The organism is Margalitia sp. FSL K6-0131 (assembly GCF_038008735.1).
In the GTDB taxonomy this organism is placed as follows: Bacteria; Bacillota; Bacilli; order Bacillales; family Bacillaceae_C; genus Margalitia; species Margalitia shackletonii.
On sequence record NZ_JBBOZS010000001.1, the window covers coordinates 3,644,241 to 3,662,585 of the forward strand.

General features: G+C 34.5%; 21 protein-coding genes and 1 riboswitch. Of the genes, 8 read left to right on the forward strand and 13 right to left on the reverse strand.

The window, feature by feature from the left end; translation table 11 throughout:
* Positions 1-135: 135 nt before the first annotated feature.
* Positions 136-1,590: a PAS domain-containing sensor histidine kinase gene (locus tag NSQ59_RS17840; RefSeq protein ID WP_055740634.1), complete on the forward strand. Its 1,455-nt coding sequence runs from the start codon at positions 136-138 to the stop codon at positions 1,588-1,590.
* Positions 1,591-1,628: 38 nt separating this feature from the next.
* Here NSQ59_RS17840 and NSQ59_RS17845 read toward each other — a convergent pair whose 3' ends face one another.
* The 11 genes from NSQ59_RS17845 to NSQ59_RS17895 all read right to left on the reverse strand — a co-directional run bounded on the left by NSQ59_RS17845 (position 1,629) and on the right by NSQ59_RS17895 (position 11,341).
* Complete coding sequence (locus NSQ59_RS17845; protein WP_055740635.1) at positions 1,629-2,693, reverse strand: anti-sigma factor domain-containing protein; 1,065 nt, start codon at positions 2,691-2,693, stop codon at positions 1,629-1,631.
* On the reverse strand, positions 2,690-3,430 hold the full coding sequence (gene sigI, locus NSQ59_RS17850) for an RNA polymerase sigma-I factor (protein ID WP_055740636.1): 741 nt from the start codon (positions 3,428-3,430) through the stop codon (positions 2,690-2,692). The genes NSQ59_RS17845 and sigI overlap by 4 nt, the downstream gene beginning before the upstream one ends.
* Before the next feature lie 320 nt (positions 3,431-3,750).
* Positions 3,751-4,518, reverse strand: coding sequence for a TerC family protein (locus NSQ59_RS17855; RefSeq protein WP_055740637.1), 768 nt, complete (start codon positions 4,516-4,518; stop codon positions 3,751-3,753).
* Between the two features lie 23 nt (positions 4,519-4,541).
* Positions 4,542-4,705: riboswitch (yybP-ykoY riboswitch) on the reverse strand.
* 81 nt (positions 4,706-4,786) lie between these two features.
* Complete coding sequence (locus tag NSQ59_RS17860) at positions 4,787-5,257, reverse strand: hypothetical protein (RefSeq protein WP_055740639.1); 471 nt, start codon at positions 5,255-5,257, stop codon at positions 4,787-4,789.
* A 3-nt stretch (positions 5,258-5,260) separates the two neighbouring features.
* Entirely contained in the window at positions 5,261-5,413 is a 153-nt protein-coding gene (locus tag NSQ59_RS17865) for a hypothetical protein (RefSeq protein ID WP_161809261.1), read from the reverse strand.
* Positions 5,414-5,745: 332 nt separating this feature from the next.
* A complete protein-coding gene (locus tag NSQ59_RS17870) occupies positions 5,746-7,314 on the reverse strand; it encodes a peptide chain release factor 3 (protein WP_055740640.1) in 1,569 nt (522 codons plus the stop codon).
* Between the two features lie 70 nt (positions 7,315-7,384).
* Positions 7,385-7,627, reverse strand: a complete 243-nt coding sequence (locus tag NSQ59_RS17875; protein ID WP_055740641.1) for a YueH family protein — start codon at positions 7,625-7,627, stop codon at positions 7,385-7,387.
* A gap of 40 nt (positions 7,628-7,667) precedes the next feature.
* Entirely contained in the window at positions 7,668-8,711 is a 1,044-nt protein-coding gene (locus NSQ59_RS17880) for a DmpA family aminopeptidase (protein WP_055740642.1), read from the reverse strand.
* A gap of 60 nt (positions 8,712-8,771) precedes the next feature.
* Positions 8,772-9,284 (reverse strand): hypothetical protein, encoded by a 513-nt coding sequence (locus NSQ59_RS17885; RefSeq protein ID WP_055740643.1) that lies wholly within the window; start codon positions 9,282-9,284, stop codon positions 8,772-8,774.
* Between the two features lie 312 nt (positions 9,285-9,596).
* The gene (locus tag NSQ59_RS17890; RefSeq protein WP_055740644.1) at positions 9,597-10,097 is read right to left on the reverse strand and encodes a type I restriction-modification system subunit M N-terminal domain-containing protein; all 501 of its coding nucleotides are present in this window, start codon (positions 10,095-10,097) and stop codon (positions 9,597-9,599) included.
* 188 nt (positions 10,098-10,285) lie between these two features.
* Positions 10,286-11,341 carry a M42 family metallopeptidase gene (locus tag NSQ59_RS17895; RefSeq protein ID WP_055740645.1) on the reverse strand — a complete coding sequence of 352 codons (1,056 nt, stop codon included), beginning with the start codon at positions 11,339-11,341 and terminating at the stop codon, positions 10,286-10,288.
* Positions 11,342-11,683: 342 nt separating this feature from the next.
* Here NSQ59_RS17895 and NSQ59_RS17900 point away from each other — a divergent pair, with 342 nt between their 5' ends.
* Both NSQ59_RS17900 and NSQ59_RS17905 read left to right on the forward strand, forming a co-directional pair.
* Positions 11,684-12,133 carry an OsmC family protein gene (locus NSQ59_RS17900; RefSeq protein ID WP_055740646.1) on the forward strand — a complete coding sequence of 150 codons (450 nt, stop codon included), beginning with the start codon at positions 11,684-11,686 and terminating at the stop codon, positions 12,131-12,133.
* Positions 12,134-12,224: 91 nt separating this feature from the next.
* Positions 12,225-12,383 (forward strand): hypothetical protein, encoded by a 159-nt coding sequence (locus NSQ59_RS17905; protein WP_163258593.1) that lies wholly within the window; start codon positions 12,225-12,227, stop codon positions 12,381-12,383.
* A 7-nt stretch (positions 12,384-12,390) separates the two neighbouring features.
* On the opposite strand, the gene NSQ59_RS17910 is transcribed toward NSQ59_RS17905, so the two are convergent.
* Positions 12,391-12,648, reverse strand: a complete 258-nt coding sequence (locus NSQ59_RS17910; RefSeq protein ID WP_055740647.1) for a hypothetical protein — start codon at positions 12,646-12,648, stop codon at positions 12,391-12,393.
* A 140-nt stretch (positions 12,649-12,788) separates the two neighbouring features.
* On the opposite strand from NSQ59_RS17910, the gene NSQ59_RS17915 reads away from it, so the two are divergent.
* The 4 genes from NSQ59_RS17915 to NSQ59_RS17930 all read left to right on the forward strand — a co-directional run bounded on the left by NSQ59_RS17915 (position 12,789) and on the right by NSQ59_RS17930 (position 15,543).
* Positions 12,789-13,283 carry an Hsp20/alpha crystallin family protein gene (locus NSQ59_RS17915; protein ID WP_055740648.1) on the forward strand — a complete coding sequence of 165 codons (495 nt, stop codon included), beginning with the start codon at positions 12,789-12,791 and terminating at the stop codon, positions 13,281-13,283.
* A 22-nt stretch (positions 13,284-13,305) separates the two neighbouring features.
* Complete coding sequence (locus NSQ59_RS17920; protein ID WP_055740649.1) at positions 13,306-13,722, forward strand: hypothetical protein; 417 nt, start codon at positions 13,306-13,308, stop codon at positions 13,720-13,722.
* A gap of 89 nt (positions 13,723-13,811) precedes the next feature.
* Entirely contained in the window at positions 13,812-14,801 is a 990-nt protein-coding gene (locus NSQ59_RS17925; protein ID WP_055740650.1) for a Gfo/Idh/MocA family protein, read from the forward strand.
* Positions 14,802-15,081: 280 nt separating this feature from the next.
* On the forward strand, positions 15,082-15,543 hold the full coding sequence (locus NSQ59_RS17930; RefSeq protein WP_055740651.1) for a YndM family protein: 462 nt from the start codon (positions 15,082-15,084) through the stop codon (positions 15,541-15,543).
* Positions 15,544-15,604: 61 nt separating this feature from the next.
* Here the strand turns inward: NSQ59_RS17930 and NSQ59_RS17935 are convergent, their stop codons facing one another.
* Positions 15,605-17,530 carry an LTA synthase family protein gene (locus NSQ59_RS17935; RefSeq protein WP_055740652.1) on the reverse strand — a complete coding sequence of 642 codons (1,926 nt, stop codon included), beginning with the start codon at positions 17,528-17,530 and terminating at the stop codon, positions 15,605-15,607.
* 465 nt (positions 17,531-17,995) lie between these two features.
* Between NSQ59_RS17935 and NSQ59_RS17940 the strand changes: the two genes are divergently transcribed.
* Positions 17,996-18,082 (forward strand): YjcZ family sporulation protein, encoded by an 87-nt coding sequence (locus NSQ59_RS17940; protein WP_161809286.1) that lies wholly within the window; start codon positions 17,996-17,998, stop codon positions 18,080-18,082.
* Positions 18,083-18,345: the final 263 nt, after the last annotated feature.

Below are 18,345 nucleotides of genomic sequence, written 5' to 3' on the forward strand. Positions count from 1 at the left end.
AAAAATTGTTAATTACGCAGGAATTTCGGGGAAAACACCGAAAATAATGGATATAGAAAACTATTCCAAATAGGACACGAAGGGTTAGGTCCTTGTCCATATTATACATATAAGATTATATAGGAGAGAGCGTGAATGGAGATTAGTGATGAGAAAACAGAAGACCGTCTAAAATTTGCCAAACAAAAAAACTTCAATTTTAAGCAAAGCGATGAGCTTTACAGAAGCCTATTCGAAGAAGCCATTGACGGGATTGTCTTTTGGGATAATGATGGAAATGTGCTGATGGCAAATCAATCGGCTTTACGAATATTTGAATGCAGTTCAGAAGAATTCTTACAAAGTAATTTATGGGATTTTGTATTAGAGAAGAACGAACATTTTTACTCACTTCTAAGTAAATTTTATAAAAAAGGAGAAATAAGAGATGAGCTGTTATTTCTCATGCCAAATGGTCAATTGAAACAACTGGAATTCACCTCAAAAAAGCATTTTGTAGACGGCTCTAATATGACTATCTTTCGAAATGCCAGTGAACGATACAAAATGGAAAAGGAATTACGGGAAAGTGAAGAGAGATTTCGTAATGTCTTTGAAGGCTCGTTTGATGGGATGGTATTGTGGAATCGTCAATACGAAATTGTCGATATAAACCCTCTTGCCGCACAAATTTTAAAAGCTAATAGAGATGACATTATTGGAAAAGGTATTTGGGAAATTATTGATGATCGATTTAAGGATGATATTGAAGCACATATAAAAGAATTAGAGCAACTCGGTACTTCAGATTCAACACTAACCATCTCATCGGAAAATGGCAGTAAGTATTTCGAAATAAACTCCAAATGGAATCTTGCCTCCGATTTAAGCTTAACAGTGATTAGAAACGTAACCGAAAAAATAGGATTGCAGGAGCAATTGCAAAAGTCAGATACCCTTAGTGTAGTCGGAGAATTGGCCGCAGGTATTGCTCATGAAATACGAAATCCAATGACAGCATTAAAAGGATTCATTCAGCTATTGGAAATGAGTATAAAGGAAGATCACTCCATGTATTTTAAGGTGATCATGTCCGAATTAAGAAGAATTGAATCAACTATTACAGAGTTTTTAATTTTAGCAAAACCGCAGGCAATCCAATTTAAAAACAATGATATGAGAAAGGTAATGCAGGAAACATTAGAGTTATTAAATGGACAAGCATTAATGAATAATGTTCAGTTTAACTTTAAGTATGCAGACGAGCTTCCTGATGTATTTTGTGAACCAAATCAAATGAAACAGGTTTTCATTAATATTATCAAAAATGCTATTGAGGTAATGCCAGAAGGCGGCTTTGTTACGATTACGATTGATAATCAGCCAAATGAGTACATACATATTGTTATAGAAGATGAAGGCGAAGGAATCCCGGAAAAGAAGATAAAACGGCTAGGAGAACCATTTTATACCACGAAGGAACGCGGGACAGGATTAGGCTTAATGGTAAGCTACAAAATTATTAAAGAACATAAGGGGAAAGTCGAGGTTGAAAGTGAAGTTGGTGTGGGAACCAAATTTCATATTTATATTCCTATTAAAAGAAACTAGCGGTTAACTGTGTATAAAAAAAGGAAAGGAAAATGAGTTCATTTTCCTTTCCTTTTTTGTTCTTGATTCTTTTCCCCATGATTACCGTTATTTTTATGCTTTTGATGACCATAATGATTACCGTTATCTTTATGCCATCTATTATTATTCCCATGATTTCCATTATTTTTATGATTTCCATAATTGCCATGATTTCCATTATCATGATGATTGGACCAATGGTGATTTTTCGTTCCTTTTTTTTCTTCCATTTTTCTTTTGTTCTCTTGTATTCTTTCTATCTTCTTTTGTTGCCCATAGTTTCTATCCGGTATTATTTGCTTGTATTGTATATTCTTTTGGACAGGCTCTTTTTCCTTATGTATTATTTCATTTTGTTTATTTTTTGGAATGTCTACATTTTGTTTAGGCGGTTGTGTTTGATTTTTTAATGTATTTTCTTTTTCAATATTTTTCTTCATTTCTTTTTCCATTACATATTTCCCTGTCGATACACCGCTTTTTAATGCATTTTTTCTTTCATCCATTGATGCATTTACCACTTTAAGATCCGCATTAACGCTTTTTGCGACCGGAGCTAAGTCTTGAACTTTTTTCTCTAATCTCTGTTTATTATTTTCATCTTTCAAAACAGATGCAATTACAACTTTTGAATTGAGATCTATAAATCCAAGTGAGTTACTAGTCAATAACACCTGTTTTGCAATATCCTCAAAATCCTGTTTTCCTTCCACATCCACTTTTGCTAACACTTTCTGACCATCTGCATTCAGTGCTTTAGCACCAATAACCTGCAAATTTTTATTTAAAACCAGTTCTACACTAGGGTTCGCATCAATTGAAACATAGGCATAGGCCTTGTTTTGATTAGTAAAATTAAATAATAGTGCACATAAAATCATTATACTTACCACAGCTAAACTACCAATTTTAGCGGGAGTCAAGACCAGGGGGAAATGAAGTTTTTTTAAATATGGATCAAAGGATATTTCTTGTCCTATATAAAGGTGATCATGAGGTTTCATTCCTTTAACAAACTCACCATCCGGGGTAAGCATGACAAGATATTTTTTCTTAATTTCAAGTATAACTCCTTTTCTCATCCCTCTAACCTGCCTTTTATATACTCCTTCAAATAAAGAAAATCACCCGCTAAAATTAAAACCACAGCAATAATATATTTACGATTTCGTTCCAAAGTTTTCCGGCTTACATCTACTTTCTTTTCCAGTAATTTCATCGGCAGCTTTTTGTTTTCCATTAATTGCTCCAGAAGTTCGCGGTCATTCACAATTTCTATTGCTGCCTTAAAAGCATTGATTCTTGCATCCTCATGCTTAGGTGATTGTTTTATTAAATCGTTAAAAGAAAGCTTAAACGTCTTTAATAGTTCTCCGAATCGAATAATCTCTTCTTTTCTTTTTTCATCATCTTTTTTTATATGAAATTTTTCAATGGATAAATTGTCCTCTATTGATTGCAGCGTACCATTTGTTTCACTTTCATTGGTAACCAATTGCATACTTATTTCTTTATATTTAGAATTACTTCGTATATAGTCAATCACTTTCCGCTTAATAATTACCTCTGCAAATGCCAGTAAGGATGAGCCTCTATTTTCATCATATTTCATAATTGCCTCATGAAAAGCAATTAGACCAATACTAAACTCATCATCACTATCGTCAATATAGTGCTTGCAAACGGTAGAAACCGTTTTCTTTACAAAAGGCTTATACTGCGAAAGCAATTCACGTAATGCTGCTTCGTCACCATTTTGGATAGAAACCGCTATTTCTTCAAGTGATTTATTCTTTTCTTTCCATAGCAATTTGAGCATAGAACTCACCCCATCCTATTATTATAACATGGATGGGAAAATTGACTTGTTTTCTTTGTATTTACAAAAATATTTCAATCAATATAAAAGTACGACAAAGATTACTAATTTGTGAGGGTGTTAAAATAAATAAAAAACTGCTCTGGTAGGAGCAATTTTTCTATTACTTAGAGATCATAACATTTCATCCGTAGATAACTGAAAATTGTATACGTCTCGCGCAGGCAGCCATCGACTGAACTACCTAACTGTGTATCAGATGGTCTTGTCGGGGAATAAGAAATCCATATGCTAAAGCTGCTGAACTTTTGTATTTGTTCTTACATTCCCTGGCTGATTTCAGTATTATGTTTTCTGGCAGTCAAATACCCTGATAAAACAATCATTATGAGAACTGACCAGAATACTAGTTTCCAAGTAAAAGATTCCGGAAAATGTTCATCTACTATACTTATTTTTTCATGAGCCAATGTTAAAACGGTCAGCTTTACTCCCACCCAGCCAACAATGAGAAAGGCTGCCGTCTCTAGGCTTGGATATTTTTGCAGTAATTTTACAAAACCATTTGCAGCAAATCGAATAATCACTAATCCGATAATCCCTCCAAGCAGCATAACAATAAATTGCGCACCGTCTATTCCGCCAATATTAAACCACCCAGCTGGTTTTAATGTGATTGCAAGTGCAACAGATGCGAGCATTGAGTCTATAGCAAAAGCAATATCAGCAATTTCTACCTTAAATACTGTCATCCAAAAAGAAGATTGTTTTTGTCTTGGTTCCTTGTGATCACCATCCAAGCCTTTTTTTCTTTTTAACAGATGATGGGCAGAAATATATAGTAAATATAAAGCACCAATTGCTTGAATTTGCCATACATTTACTAAGAAGGATATTAGGAATAGGGCGAGAAATCGAAACAGGAATGCGCCGATTAAGCCATAAAATAATGCTTTCTTTTGCTTTTCTTTAGGTAAATGTTTAACCATTACCGCCATAACAATAGCATTATCAGCTGCCAATATCCCTTCTAATCCCACTAATACAAGTAACACCCAGCCATACTCCATCAACAATGAAATGTCCAAAAGAATTTGCCTCCCTTACTTTTAACAACAAACCCTATAAAGGACGCAAAAAAAGACCTCTGCCCTTTATAGGCAAAGGTCTTGCTAGACATATGTATCATGCCAACAAAGCCGATGAATTTCTTCATGTAATGACGACTTTGTTTAGATGTTTTCACACCCAAAGCTACTCCCCTTTGACATTGTCAAAGTATTATTATTTTTCTTTATTATACTAAACAGCTAACCTGCTGGCAATAAATAATTACCTGTATTTATCTAAATTAAGTTAAATGGAGGATTTGGATATCTTTATCAGTATTAAACGAATGCCATTCCCGATGATTAAACCAGGGATTAAGAAAATCATAGGAAGAAAAATTGGTCCGATAAAAATATTAAAGATCTTGATTTGCGGCGAATACATGAGGCCAACAGTTACAAAATATGCACCAAATGCGAAAGGGAGATAACTGTATTTTTTCACCTTCTCCTGAGCAGATTTATACGCATCCCACATTGCATACATATATAAACATGGATAGAACATTAGCCATTGATAGTTAATGATTTTACTTGCCATAACAGTTTGCCCTAAAAAGCTGAGCATAATCCCTTCATTAAAATTGCTTTTAACATTAATGAGAAACTCTAATAAAATGAACAGTATTCCTTTTACAAGTGACCCAGATAATAGTTGGGCAAAGCCCGGCAAGGCAATGCTCCATAGAATAGCCTCAAGTGGCTCCACTTTTTTCATTGTTTAACCCTTGTATGTGTTAGATTGGTCATCATCAAAAAACTTAGGATTTTCGTCCATTTCATTAAAGTCATTATTAACTTTTCCACCTGGTCCATTTAAAAAGGCTATCCAAAAATCAGCAATATCAAATGAAGAATTATCTTTTACGCTCATACCATTTTCCTCCGTTGTCATTAAGGCTGTTTTCGTATTGATTATTGCTTTTCGTCAATTATAATAAATCCTAATCAGATATGGTTTAGAGGCATCTTTTCTTTTAAAGTTATTTAACCCGATTAAAGTTGTGACGAAAGTATTCGAATACAAAAACAACATTGTTTAAGAAAAGAGCCATTATTAAAGAAGTCAACCATAATTTTCCCATCTATAACAGGATTTATGCAATGATATAGAAGAAATGAAATTTGTGTATCTCCATTTACACAAAACGAACCTTAAAAAAAGAAATAGACAGGCGTTCTATGCACCTGTCTATATAAATATGACTATTCTAATGGATTGCTTAATTTTATATCCGGATGTTTATCTTGAAACCATCTTAACGCAAAGTCATTTTCAAATAAGAATAATGGTTTATCAAATCGATCCTTCACAAGAAGGCTACGTGAGCTGGAAAGAGATTCATCCACTTGGGATTCATCAATCCAGCGTGGGATTTTGGAACCGATAGACTCCATAATGACTTCAGAATTATACTCATTTCTCATTCTGTGTTCAAATACTTCAAACTGCAGTTGTCCGACAGCGCCTAAAATATAATCTTCCATTCTGTATGTTTTATACAATTGTATTGCTCCTTCTTGGACGAGCTGAAGAACACCTTTGTGAAAATGTTTTTGCTTTAACACATTTTTAGCTGAAACCTTCACAAACAATTCTGGAGTAAATTGCGGTAATTTTTCATATTGAAGCTTTCCTTTGGTTGACGATAAGGTATCGCCAATTTGATAGGTACCGGTATCATAAATTCCAATAATATCTCCGCTTACCGCATTATTGACGGTGCTTCGATCATCCGCCAAAAATTGAGTGGATTGAGAAAGCTTGATAGATTTACCGGTTCTTGATAAAGTAACATTCATACCCCTTTCAAATTCACCGGAACAAATGCGCAAAAAGGCGATCCTATCACGATGCGCAGGGTTCATGTTTGCCTGGATTTTAAAAATAAATCCAGAAAATTCTTCAGAAATCGGTTCAATAAGACCTTCATTGGAATTGCGCGGCTGTGGAGAAGGTGCAAATTGCAAATATGTTTCTAAAAAAGTTTGCACCCCAAAGTTTGTAAGTGCACTGCCGAAGAACACAGGTGTTAAAGTACCGTCAGCGATTTTCTCACGAGAAAATTCATTTCCTGCCTCATTTAATAATAAAATTTCTTCCAGTGCTTGTTCATATAGTCCGGATTGTTTCAGCTTAGATGAATCGTTACTAATTTCTCCTTCTTCATTAAGTGGGATAAATCTCTCACTATCTTCTACACGAAATTGCTCAATCCGATTATAATATCGATCATATATCCCAAGAAATTCTTTTCCCATTCCAATCGGCCAATTCATTGGATATGACTCAATCCCTAATACTTCCTCCAGTTCAGCTAAAAGCTCGAGCGGATTTTTCCCTTGGCGGTCAAGCTTATTGATAAAAGTAAAGATTGGTATGCCTCTCATTCTACAAACCTTAAACAGCTTAATCGTTTGATCCTCAATCCCTTTTGCAGAGTCAATGATCATAACAGCACTATCAACTGCCATTAAAGTTCGATAAGTATCTTCACTAAAATCTTGGTGTCCCGGAGTATCTAAAATATTTACACGGTATCCGTTGTACTCGAATTGCATAACGGAGGATGTAACGGAAATACCTCTTTGCTTTTCGATTTCCATCCAATCGGATGTGGCGAATTTTCCTGATTTCTTCCCTTTTACTGTTCCTGCAGCACGAATAGCACCGCCAAATAAAAGCAATTGCTCGGTTAAGGTTGTTTTTCCGGCATCCGGATGCGAAATAATAGCAAAGGTTCTACGTGATAAAACCTCATCTTTAAAAGTCATGATGTAAATTCCTTTCGTTCCTAAAATTCATTTATAAATATATATTTGTAATATCACCAATTATCGGTTATTACATTTCTCTTGTCCACCCAAATATTTTTAATGCCAACTCTATTGCTTGTTCTTCTCCTCCGACCTTTTCATTTAAACTTTCAGACCAGCGTGATACAAGCTCATCTTTAGGATCATCATATGTAAAATACGTTGACCATTCAAGTACTGGAACGGCAACCACAAAATAATCATCCTTTTTATTTTCATATATATAAAGATCTTCCTGCTTATTTAATATTGTGGTCTTCCTGATTTTCAACTGGGGAACCTCCTAAAAGCTGTTAGATTAAAACCGATGCCTATTTTAACACATTAATAATATTTTCCGGCAGTCTTTCTGCTACTCTGCCCATTCTTCCCGAAGTTGTTTCTGCTTGCAGTAATGAATTTAGTATTGCCTCCTCTGTTGCCTCTGCAACTGCTTGAAAAAGTAAACTCATAACTGGATGATCCTCTCTTAATACATGGACGTTTTCCTTACCGTTCTTTTGATCATGCGGTATTGTTGCAGCATTGGAGAAAGCAACCACAACATCTCCACTTCCATGATGAATGTTACTGCCAATTCTGCCAAGTCCAATTGGACATCTTTTTGCCAATCGTTTCAGTTGTCGATCTGACACTGGTGCGTCTGTTGCAAGAATCATCATAATCGATCCGTCTGGCCGTTCCATTTTATCTTCCTGTTTGATTATATCAAAATAAAATTCATCTTTCTTACCAAAGTTACTTTGAACAAGAATTCCTACTGTATATGTTTCATTTTCATTAAAAGGGACAACTCGAGATGCACAACCAATTCCGCCCTTATATCCAAAACACATTGTCCCTGTTCCAGCACCAACTGCTCCTTCTTGCACTTTGTCTCCTGATGCTGCTTTTATTGCTTCTATTGCATGCTCGGGTGTTACAGCCATTAAGCGTGCTGTATTTAAATAGCTATCATTACATTCTCCAACTACAATATTAATGGAACTGGTAGTATCCCCAATTTCCGGATTTTCTTGAAGCATGTATTGAAGTGATCCCTGTAATACATTCCCCACACAAAATGTATTGGTTAGTAAGATTGGAGATTCAAGAAGTCCCAGTTCATCAATTTGGACAAGGCCAGTTGTCTTCCCAAAGCCATTGATGACATAACTTGCTGCCGGCACTTTTTCCTTAAATGGATTACCACTGTGCGGTAAAATCGCGGTCACACCTGTCCGTATACACTCATCTGCATTTACATTTTCCTTTAATGTAACATGTCCAACACGAACACCTTTCACATCCGTAATGCAATTCTTTTCACCAGTTTTTAACGATCCGATTTTGATCCCAGCAACACTAGCTTTCATATGGTGTATCCTCCTTATAATTAATTCCCTGCAACCATTACAGGAAGCAGAGAATACAGATTATTTTAATTTAATGGTTATGATATCGTCCTTCATTAATGTTTGACTAGGCTTACATGTTTCCCGATTAACCAAAATCGAATGATCCCTTATTCTTTGAACTATTTGCGAACGGCTCAAATCGGGGATTCGTTCTGCCAATGTCTTATCGATTCTATGCTTATTTCCAATAATATTTTGGATAGTAATCGAAATCGTGCATATGCCTTTATCCATAAGTTTATTCCATTCCAAATTCATTTCTTCTATCTTTGGCAGATCTTTTTCTTCTTTTGTATCGTATACTTTTACATGATCTGTATAAGTTTTATATACACTAAGCTTCTGATTCCATGTATGATCTTTTTCACACTTATAAATGGCATAACGATAGATATTCTTCCCATTTGCATTATGTCTTCGAATAAGTGTGTCTTTAAATACCACAGTTTTTCCGCAATTTTTGCAATGCTTATAAAGTATTTCTTCTGCTTCATCACGAACAATATTCCAATACAATTGAAAATCTTGCATTTTCCTTCACCTCTAATAAGATAAAGGAACGTAACCTTTATTTGGATAAATTTAGTATGAAGTTTTGCAGAAATAAAAAAGAGATTCCCAAAGAGAACCTCTGTACACTTCGATACTACAGATTTGTTCCGTTCCTTTGTAATGGGATAAATAGACAGACCTCTCCCTGGGAGAAAAACAGCGTTTTCCAGTAAAGTCATATCCAATTATTAGGTCCATTACAAAGTAGATGTTGGCATAAGTCGGAACTGCTCCTTTCTATCCAAATAAACTTAACAATATTTTACCATACTGTAAAAGTTTCATCCATATTTATTTTAATAATTCTGAATAAGCATTGAAGAGTAATGCTTGCTTAGAGTTCACTTTATTTTCTTTCATCCATGTCTTCATTTGTTGTATTTCTAATTCTCTTTTAGAAGAAGCTCTTCCTGTGAACTGATACAAATCTAAAATATTAATTATGTTAGCAATTGTAAAATTCTCCAAATCCCATTTTTTATCATACGAAGAAGTTAAATCTGTTAACGCTTTCTGAATGCATTGTGCCAATTGATCCTTTTCATTTTTTAAATAATTCCAGCGTGCATGCTTTGGTATGAACTTCATTTGATAGTAAGACGGCTCTTCCATTAATCCATCCACTTCTTTCATACATATACCTCTAACTAAAAAATCATTGCGAATATCCATTCTTTCCATCTCGAATTGATCGTTCAAAAGCTTAAGTGTTGTCATTTCAATGGCGAAGGCTAGTTGCCTCATCTCAAGCATTAACCGACATTTTTCTAAAATATGCTTTATTTCAACCATATTCTCATCCCCAATAACAAATGAGTATGCACCTTGCCCATCTGGTAGCAGAATGCGCGAAGCTGAAAGCAAACGTTTTTTATAGAATAGCTATCCTCATTGTTACATTTTATCATTTTCTTATCTATGAAAGAGGTGCCCCTATATTTTCCAATTGGGACACCTATATTTTTTATTAAATGATAAAGTTAGATAACCATTTCAGATTGAACATAAGTAAATAATAATTTTTCCGTATTAGCAATGGAAGTTTCATGTGTTCTTTCAAATGCATGTGATGACTCAATTCCAGGGCCAACTAAGCCATGAACGATGTCAAAACCCGCCCTAATGGCAGCGGAAGCATCTGAGCCATAAAAAGGATAGATATCAACCTTGTAATCAATATCATTCGCTTTCGCTAAGTTTACTAAATGCTTTCTCAAACCATAATGATAGGGACCGCTTGAATCTTTTGCACATATAGATACCGTATACTCATCTGATGCTTGGCCATCACCAAGCGCTCCCATATCAACAGCTAGATATTCAACCGTTTCCGGAGTAATATTGGAGTTTCCGCCATAACCAATCTCTTCATTATTAGAAATAAGGAAATGAGTTGTGTATGGAAGCTCCACATTATTTTCCTGAATATATTTGATTAACCTTAGTAAAATGGCAGTACTCGCTTTGTCATCCAAATGTCTTGACTTTATATAGCCGCTCTCTGTTATTTCAACCCGTGGATTAAAGGAAACAAAATCACCTTCTTCAATTCCTAAGGCGCGTACTTCCTCGGCATTTTTCACTTTTTCATCAATTCGAACTTCAATATTTTCTTCATTTCTTTCTGCTTTTCCTGCATCCTTATAAACATGGACAGATTGTTGATGCATTAAAATGGTACCTGTATAGATATCTCCTGCTGAGGTTTCTATTTCACAATATTCCCCTTCCACAGAATTCCAACGGAACCCGCCAATCATCGTGAGTTTTAAACGTCCGTTTGCTTTTACTTCCTTTACCATTGCACCAAGGGTATCAACATGTGCAGTTAACATTCTATGCTTCCTGTCATTTTTCCCAGGTATGGTAACGAGTAGTCCGCCTTTACGGTTTCTTGCCATTTTTACATGATACTCGCCTAAAAAGTTTTCACAAAACTCAATAACCTTGGTTGTATTCCCAGATGGGCTTGGAATAGAAACAAGTTCTTTTATTAATTGCATTGTTTCTCTTGCGTTTCCGTATGTATTCAACATTATCCCTCTCCTTTTATCCGACATAAACGGTTAACCGTTAGTCGAAGGTTTCCCTATATGTGATTATTATATTGGAAAATTCGGAAACAATACAGTCTGAAGCTTATATGTACGAATTGTTTTTATTCTATAATATAATTAGAAAAGCAGGGGCGCCGCAGCTCTAGTGTACGGATGAGTGAAATTTGAAATGTAATTTTACCTGATAACCCGAAGGACGAGGAGACGGTGAAATCCGCTTGCCGATGGCTGCCCTGCGCTAGAAATAGATAAATCTTTTGAAATACTTTATACGATAAAACAATTCTTATTATAATTTGTAAGATAAAAGGAGGAATTTTCATGGAAGAACATCATTTTCATTTAAAAATCAATTGGCCAGAAGGAAGAAATAGCGTTGGAGATTTAGAAACAAAAAATTTAAAAACAAAGATTTCTATTCCTCCTGAAATGGATGGCCCAGGTGTTGGCACGAATCCAGACGAAATGCTTTTAGGTGCAGCCGCCACATGTTATATTATTACGCTAGCTGCAATGTTGGAAAGAAGAAAAATAGGTGTTAGCAGTCTAACCATTGAATCCGAAGGCATTGTAGAGGTTGAAAAGGGTATCATTACATACAAAAAGATCATTCATCGCCCACATGTCGTTTTAAATAAGGGAGATTTGAGTGAACAAGAAGAAAAAGTAAAACAATTAACAGAAAAGGCAGAAAAAAGCTGTATGATTTCAAGAGCAATCCAAGGTAATGTGGTAATCGGATTGGAACCAATTATCGAAGAAGTAAATTAATTCATTTCCTCTTGACCATCTTACTTACCTTATTATTTGAAGGATAATGGGTAAACTATCAGCATCAATTATGGTTAGGAGGTTAGTATACATGCAGAAGAAAAGGAACGGTCAAGAACCATCGATTGCCCCAGGCATGGATGATGCTGAAGAACTTGACCGTGATGCTACAGAAGCAGAAATTGAAGCAGGCGATTATACAAGTGTTACCACTCTCTCCTGGGATGAAGTGGACCCAAGCGATGACTGACGATTTGTCAGTCATTCTTTATTTTAAAAGGCACTGATTCAAAGGACGATGCAGAATCAATTTGATCTCTGTCATCGACAAGACTTCTAGTTCCGACAATTGGAGAATCATCCCCCATAAGTTGACCAAACCCCTGATTTTTCTTATCCGAATTATGCCAATCCGCTAATAAGTTTTGACCAATATTTACAGCAGAACAATTTTCAAAGGAATTAATTTTCAAAACAAAAATATTAATGTTAATAGCAGGTGCTGCCAAAATTATATCCCTCCTCTTTAAGGTATGTATATGAACGTTTGAACTTATTTATGAAATTTCCCTTTGATACTCTATTGGAATACCTCCGGGAGCATATATTAATATAATCAATTGATGAATTTGTTAGAAATGGGGGTGTTTTTGTAGTGGATGTCGATAAAATAAGGCAGTGGTTACAATTTGCACAACAAATGCAAGGCGGCGGAGATTTTTGGAATTCTATTTTCGATAAAGATTATACTAATTCGTTTGGGCAACAACAGACGACTAACCAACCTAACCATCCTACCTCACCTTTTACAATGGAACAATCCGCTGCACCCAAAACCACATTTCCGCTTGTTGATATTCTTATGGATGAACAGTTTTTATATATCATTGCTTCACTGCCGGGGGTTGCAAAGGAAGATTTGAACCTTGCAGTTACAAATGACACCGTAATTCTAAAAGGAATTGTAAGACCTGTTATTCCAAATGCTCACACCATTTCAACAGAAAGTAAATACGGCCCCTTTGAAAGAGCCATAAAGCTGACAGAATCAATTGATGCATCGAAAATTAAAGCCAAGTATATGAATGGATTACTAATCGTTACTTTTGAAAAGACTATTAGAAATGCAGAGCCAATCGATATCGAATAAAAAATTAAAGTGTGGGGATGACATGTCACTTAAACAATTATTCCACTATTTTATTAAAAATGATTCATCTTTAAAGCAACTTAAGAAAAAAATCATCCTTTTAGAAAATAAATTAGAAAAATATCAAGAAATGGAAAATCTGGTTAAAGAGCTTCAAGAACAAAAAAAAGAGGAACTACTTCAACCGCCTATCGTCGTCGAACGGTTAAATGTCGAAAGGCTTATAGTTGATAAAGTGGAGTTGAATAATAATTTCGGTCAATTAGGGATTAAAGAATTAAAAGGGAGATTAAATATTGGTGCCACCTATGGAGAAGGAGCCATATATGAGCATTTAAAAAAGGAAAATAGTGAAAAAAATGAGGAGAGCTCTTCCGCAGAAAAACCTTTAAGGGAAAAGAATGTACAAGCTCCCAAAGTGAATGTCAGAGCCCGGTAAATCTATTTTACAAGTGACTAAACTTTAAGTTCCAGGTAAAATATAAATTATTATTTATTCATTATTTATATGAAGGAGTTGTATAAGGTATGAACCTAGCAACAATCGGGACAAGCTGGATTACTTCCGCTTTTATACAGGCAGCAAAAAAATCTGGAAGATTAAACCTACATTCTGTTTATTCTCGCTCTCTTGAACAATCAAAGGAATTCGCACGCAAACACCAAGCAGCTAATTTCTACACAGATCTTGATGAGATGCTTACGAACGAAGAAATTGACGTTATTTATATTGCTTCACCAAATTCACTGCATTATCAGCATGCTATCAAATGCTTAGAAGCAAAAAAACATGTTATTTGTGAAAAACCTATTTTTTCAAATACAAAAGAGTATATTGCTGCATATAGATGTGCAGAAGAAAACAATGTCTTTTTATTTGAAGCAATTCGCAACATCCACACTCCCAATTTTCACTTGCTAGCGAAAGAATTACATAAAGTTGGAAAACTGCGTAGTGCTTCTTTAAATTATTTGCAGTACTCATCTAGGTATGATGCTTTTTTAAATGGTGATGTACCAAATGTTTTTTCTCTTGAATTTTCTGGAGGTGCACTCGTAGATTTAGGCGTTTATCCACTTTTTATGGCGATATCCCTATTCGGAAAACCAAACAAAATTCATTACTTCCCTGTTAAGTTAAGAAATGGTATTGATGGAAACGGCACTTTGATTCTGCAATATACTGATTTTACTTGTAACATTTTATGCTCGAAAATTTCTCATTCCTATCTTCCTTCTGAAATTCACGGAGAAGATGGAACTATCTTGCTTGACATGCCTTCCTGTATCACCAATCTTGAATTTAAAGATCATCGTTCTAAAACCTCTACAACCTTTTCTACAGAACAAGTAGAAGATGATATGGTTTACGAAATTAATGACTTTATAAATATAATGGAAACAAACGATATACAGGAATACGATCGACTTAAAAGGTTAAGCAATACGGTTCTAGAAATTACCGAAGAAGCTCGCAGGCAAAATAACATTCTTTTTAAATCAGAACAAGAAGGATAACCCTTATTTTCTAATGTATTTTTTATCTTATTTTCATGATTTCTTTGTTTTTCTTAGAGTAAGATGGACTTGCTAGGGCAGCAGCTAGCAGTAACCTCCTGAAAAAAATATTTTCCTCGTTATAACCCGGCAACTTATGCCGGGTTATTTCGTGTAAAAAAATGTTCTTGGATTGATTTGTCCATTTATTTCAATTATGAACATGTATATTGTCAAAACGAAAAGTAAAACTTAATAATAGGTTTTCATCACATATTCACTATAAAGGGGTTACTTAAAAATGAAGCGATTAGTGTCCATTGGTATAAAAGGTCTTGCTAGTCTTGTTCTTTTATATGCTATCTTAGGGCTCGGTTATAATATGTCATTTGGCAGAGTTTTATTAATAACAGTGGTTCTTGGCACTATCTCCTATATTATTGGAGATTTAGTTTTATTGCCATGGTCCAATAATGTAGTAGCAACAGCAGTTGACTTAGGAATTGCATTTGCGGTAATTTGGGGATTAAATGCCTACAGTCTCAATTATCATACACTTCTGCTATACTATAGTTCGTTAATTGGTTCGTTAGCAATCGCTGCTTTTGAATATTTTTATCACTTATATTTGTTAAAAGCATTTATACATGAAAAACAAACCTATTACTATCCTCCATCACGAACAAGATTCCAAATGGAGTCCTCTGAAGAACTACATCCCGAAATAAATAAGAATGAAAATCGAAATACGGAAAAAGAATAAAAAAAGGCTGATTCCCTGAGTAGGGAATCAGCCTTTTACTATAGAGCTTCCATATTTCTCATTATTTGTGATTATAATTATATTTTGACCTATCTACAGGCGTAAATCCTTTTGGTGTATAGAATCGTAAAAGATCTCCATAAACTACCTTATCTGATAACTGTAGTTTTGTTTGAACCATTTGTTCATCTTTTCTGATCTCATTATTTTTCTCAATTCGTTCACCTGTTTTTGTATCGTAGTACTTTCCATTAATCGAAGTAACAGTTGGTGTTACAAAACTTCCATTACGGAAAGGAACAACCTGTGAATGCTCCTTAGAAAATAGATCAGTTCCAAATTGGATATAGTCTTTTGTATCAATTCCTAATAAATGTTCTAATGTTGGTAAAACATCAATTTCTCCACCATATTGATGCATTACTCCACCTTTTACTCCTGGCACATGAATGATCAATGGAACTCGTTGTAACTGAGCATTTTCGAATGTATCCACTTTCTTGCCCATTACTTGTGACATTGCTTTATTATGGTTTTCTGAGATTCCATAATGGTCACCGTACATAATAATGATTGAATTATTATATAATCCTGATTGCTTCAAATAATCAACAAATCCCTTTACTGCCTCATCCAAATATCTAGCTGTTTGGAAATATCTATCCACCGAAGGATCACCAGTATTATCTGGACCAATGCTTGCTTCATCACTAGCTATAGGATATGGAAAGTGATTTGATAAAGTAATAAACTTAGCATAAAATGGTTGTTTCAACGTTTCTAGCAATGGTATTGATTCCTTAAAGAATGGCTTATCTTTTAAACCATAATTTAATACATCATTATCATTCATATCATAGTAACTTGCATCAAAGAATTTATCGAAACCAAATGATTTATATGCCTCATCACGGTTCCAGAAAGTTTTATAATTTCCGTGGAACACAGCTGTTGTATATCCTCTTTGATCCATAATTGCAGGCATTGCTTGGAACGTATTTAATGCCTTTGTTGTAAGAACAGATCCTTGCGGAAGACCAAACAAGGAGTTTTCTAACATAAACTCTGCATCAGATGTCTTACCTTGTCCTGTCTGATGGAAGAAGTTATCAAAATAAAAGGTATTTTTATCTTTTGTAAAAGAATTGATGAATGGAGTAACTTCTTCCCCATTTAACTTGTAGTTAATTAAAAAGTTTTGGAAAGACTCTAGGTGAATGTAAATAACATTCATGCCTTTTCCTTTTCCGAATAACTTCGGATTAGGTTCAGCATATTCCGCTTTCACGTAATTTCGTACTTCTGTCATATCACTGCTATCTGCAAATGCTTTTTGTGCAGACGTTTTTGTGTTTTGAATAGCATCGTATATCGTAAAATTGTAAGTCCCCAGGTATTTCACCAAATAATTACGGTCAAATGTTCTAGAAAGTAATTCTGGACGATCTTTTTCTGCAAGACCTAAATTCACACAAAAAGCCAGAATAGCAACTGCAAAAACAGATAATACTTTTCTGCGACCTAAACGGATAGGCTCAGGCTTCACTAACTTAAAAGCTACCAAAACAATAAGGATAATGGTGTCTAAGAAATAAATCGGATCATGCGGCTTCAATAAAGCAAGTACACTACCACCCATGTCTCCAAAGTTTTTTGTTTGAGTAAGCGTTGGGATTGTAATGAAGTCGCTAAAAAATCTGTAGTAGACAATATTTGCATACAATAAAAACGACAATAAGAAGTTAATAATTATGATCCAAATATATGCTCTTCTTCCCTTAGCCAATAACGCAAGTCCTAAAAAGAACACCGCTGAACTAATAGGATTAATAAATAATAGAAACTTTTGCAGTGAATTACTAATTCCTAAATGAAATTCATTAACATACCCCAAATAGGTTTTTAACCAGAATAATATAACGGCTAAAAAGAAAAAACCAAGATGTTTGTTCAATACACTTTGGCATTTCAATAGCAAGTTTTTCATTTTTGCACCTCTTTTATTACAAATCTAAGGTAATTACACTAATCATCCGAACAATTTTAGTGTAAACCAGACTGTGTTTCCTGCTATTACAGAAAATTACAGAATTAATTATGGCATATAAATACTATAAACATGTTACATTTTTTTTTCAATTAATAAACAAAGAAAAAACCAAAAGAAAATCTTTTGTATTTCGACAAAGTCCTGCAACTGGGATATCTCTACGAAACTTTTTAACCTTATCATTTTAATCCGGAAAGGAATATTCGGCAATAGAAAAATGAGGTATTTTCATAAAGTATTGATATTTTGACCAAAAATGTGCTGTTTCTGAAACAATATCTCCTATGTTATTTACATATTTTCAAAGCACTGTAGTATTTGTCCACTCACATTTGACATTATTCTCATACAGTATATTAAAGTTGTAAGGAGGTGAAGGGTATGTCTTATGGCGGAAGTGGAATGGGCGCAGGTTTTGCGTTAATTGTAGTATTGTTCATTCTCCTAATCATTGTTGGTACTTCTTATGTTGGTGGCGGAATGTATTAAAATCTCCCCTGGTTTTAACTCCTTACCTTTAATAGGAAGCATTTTTGATGCTTCCTATTTCATTTTTTTTAAACTCTATCCTATTTTAACCGGCTTTTAACCTTTCAATTGGAAAAACCTATCAAATCATTTATTCTCCCCGGGTAATGAATAATATTCCTAATTTGGCAAAGAATAATGATTCAGAAGGGATGAATGAATTGAAACATTTCATATTTAATATTTCCAACACCTTTAATGAATTCTTTATACATAACAAGTTA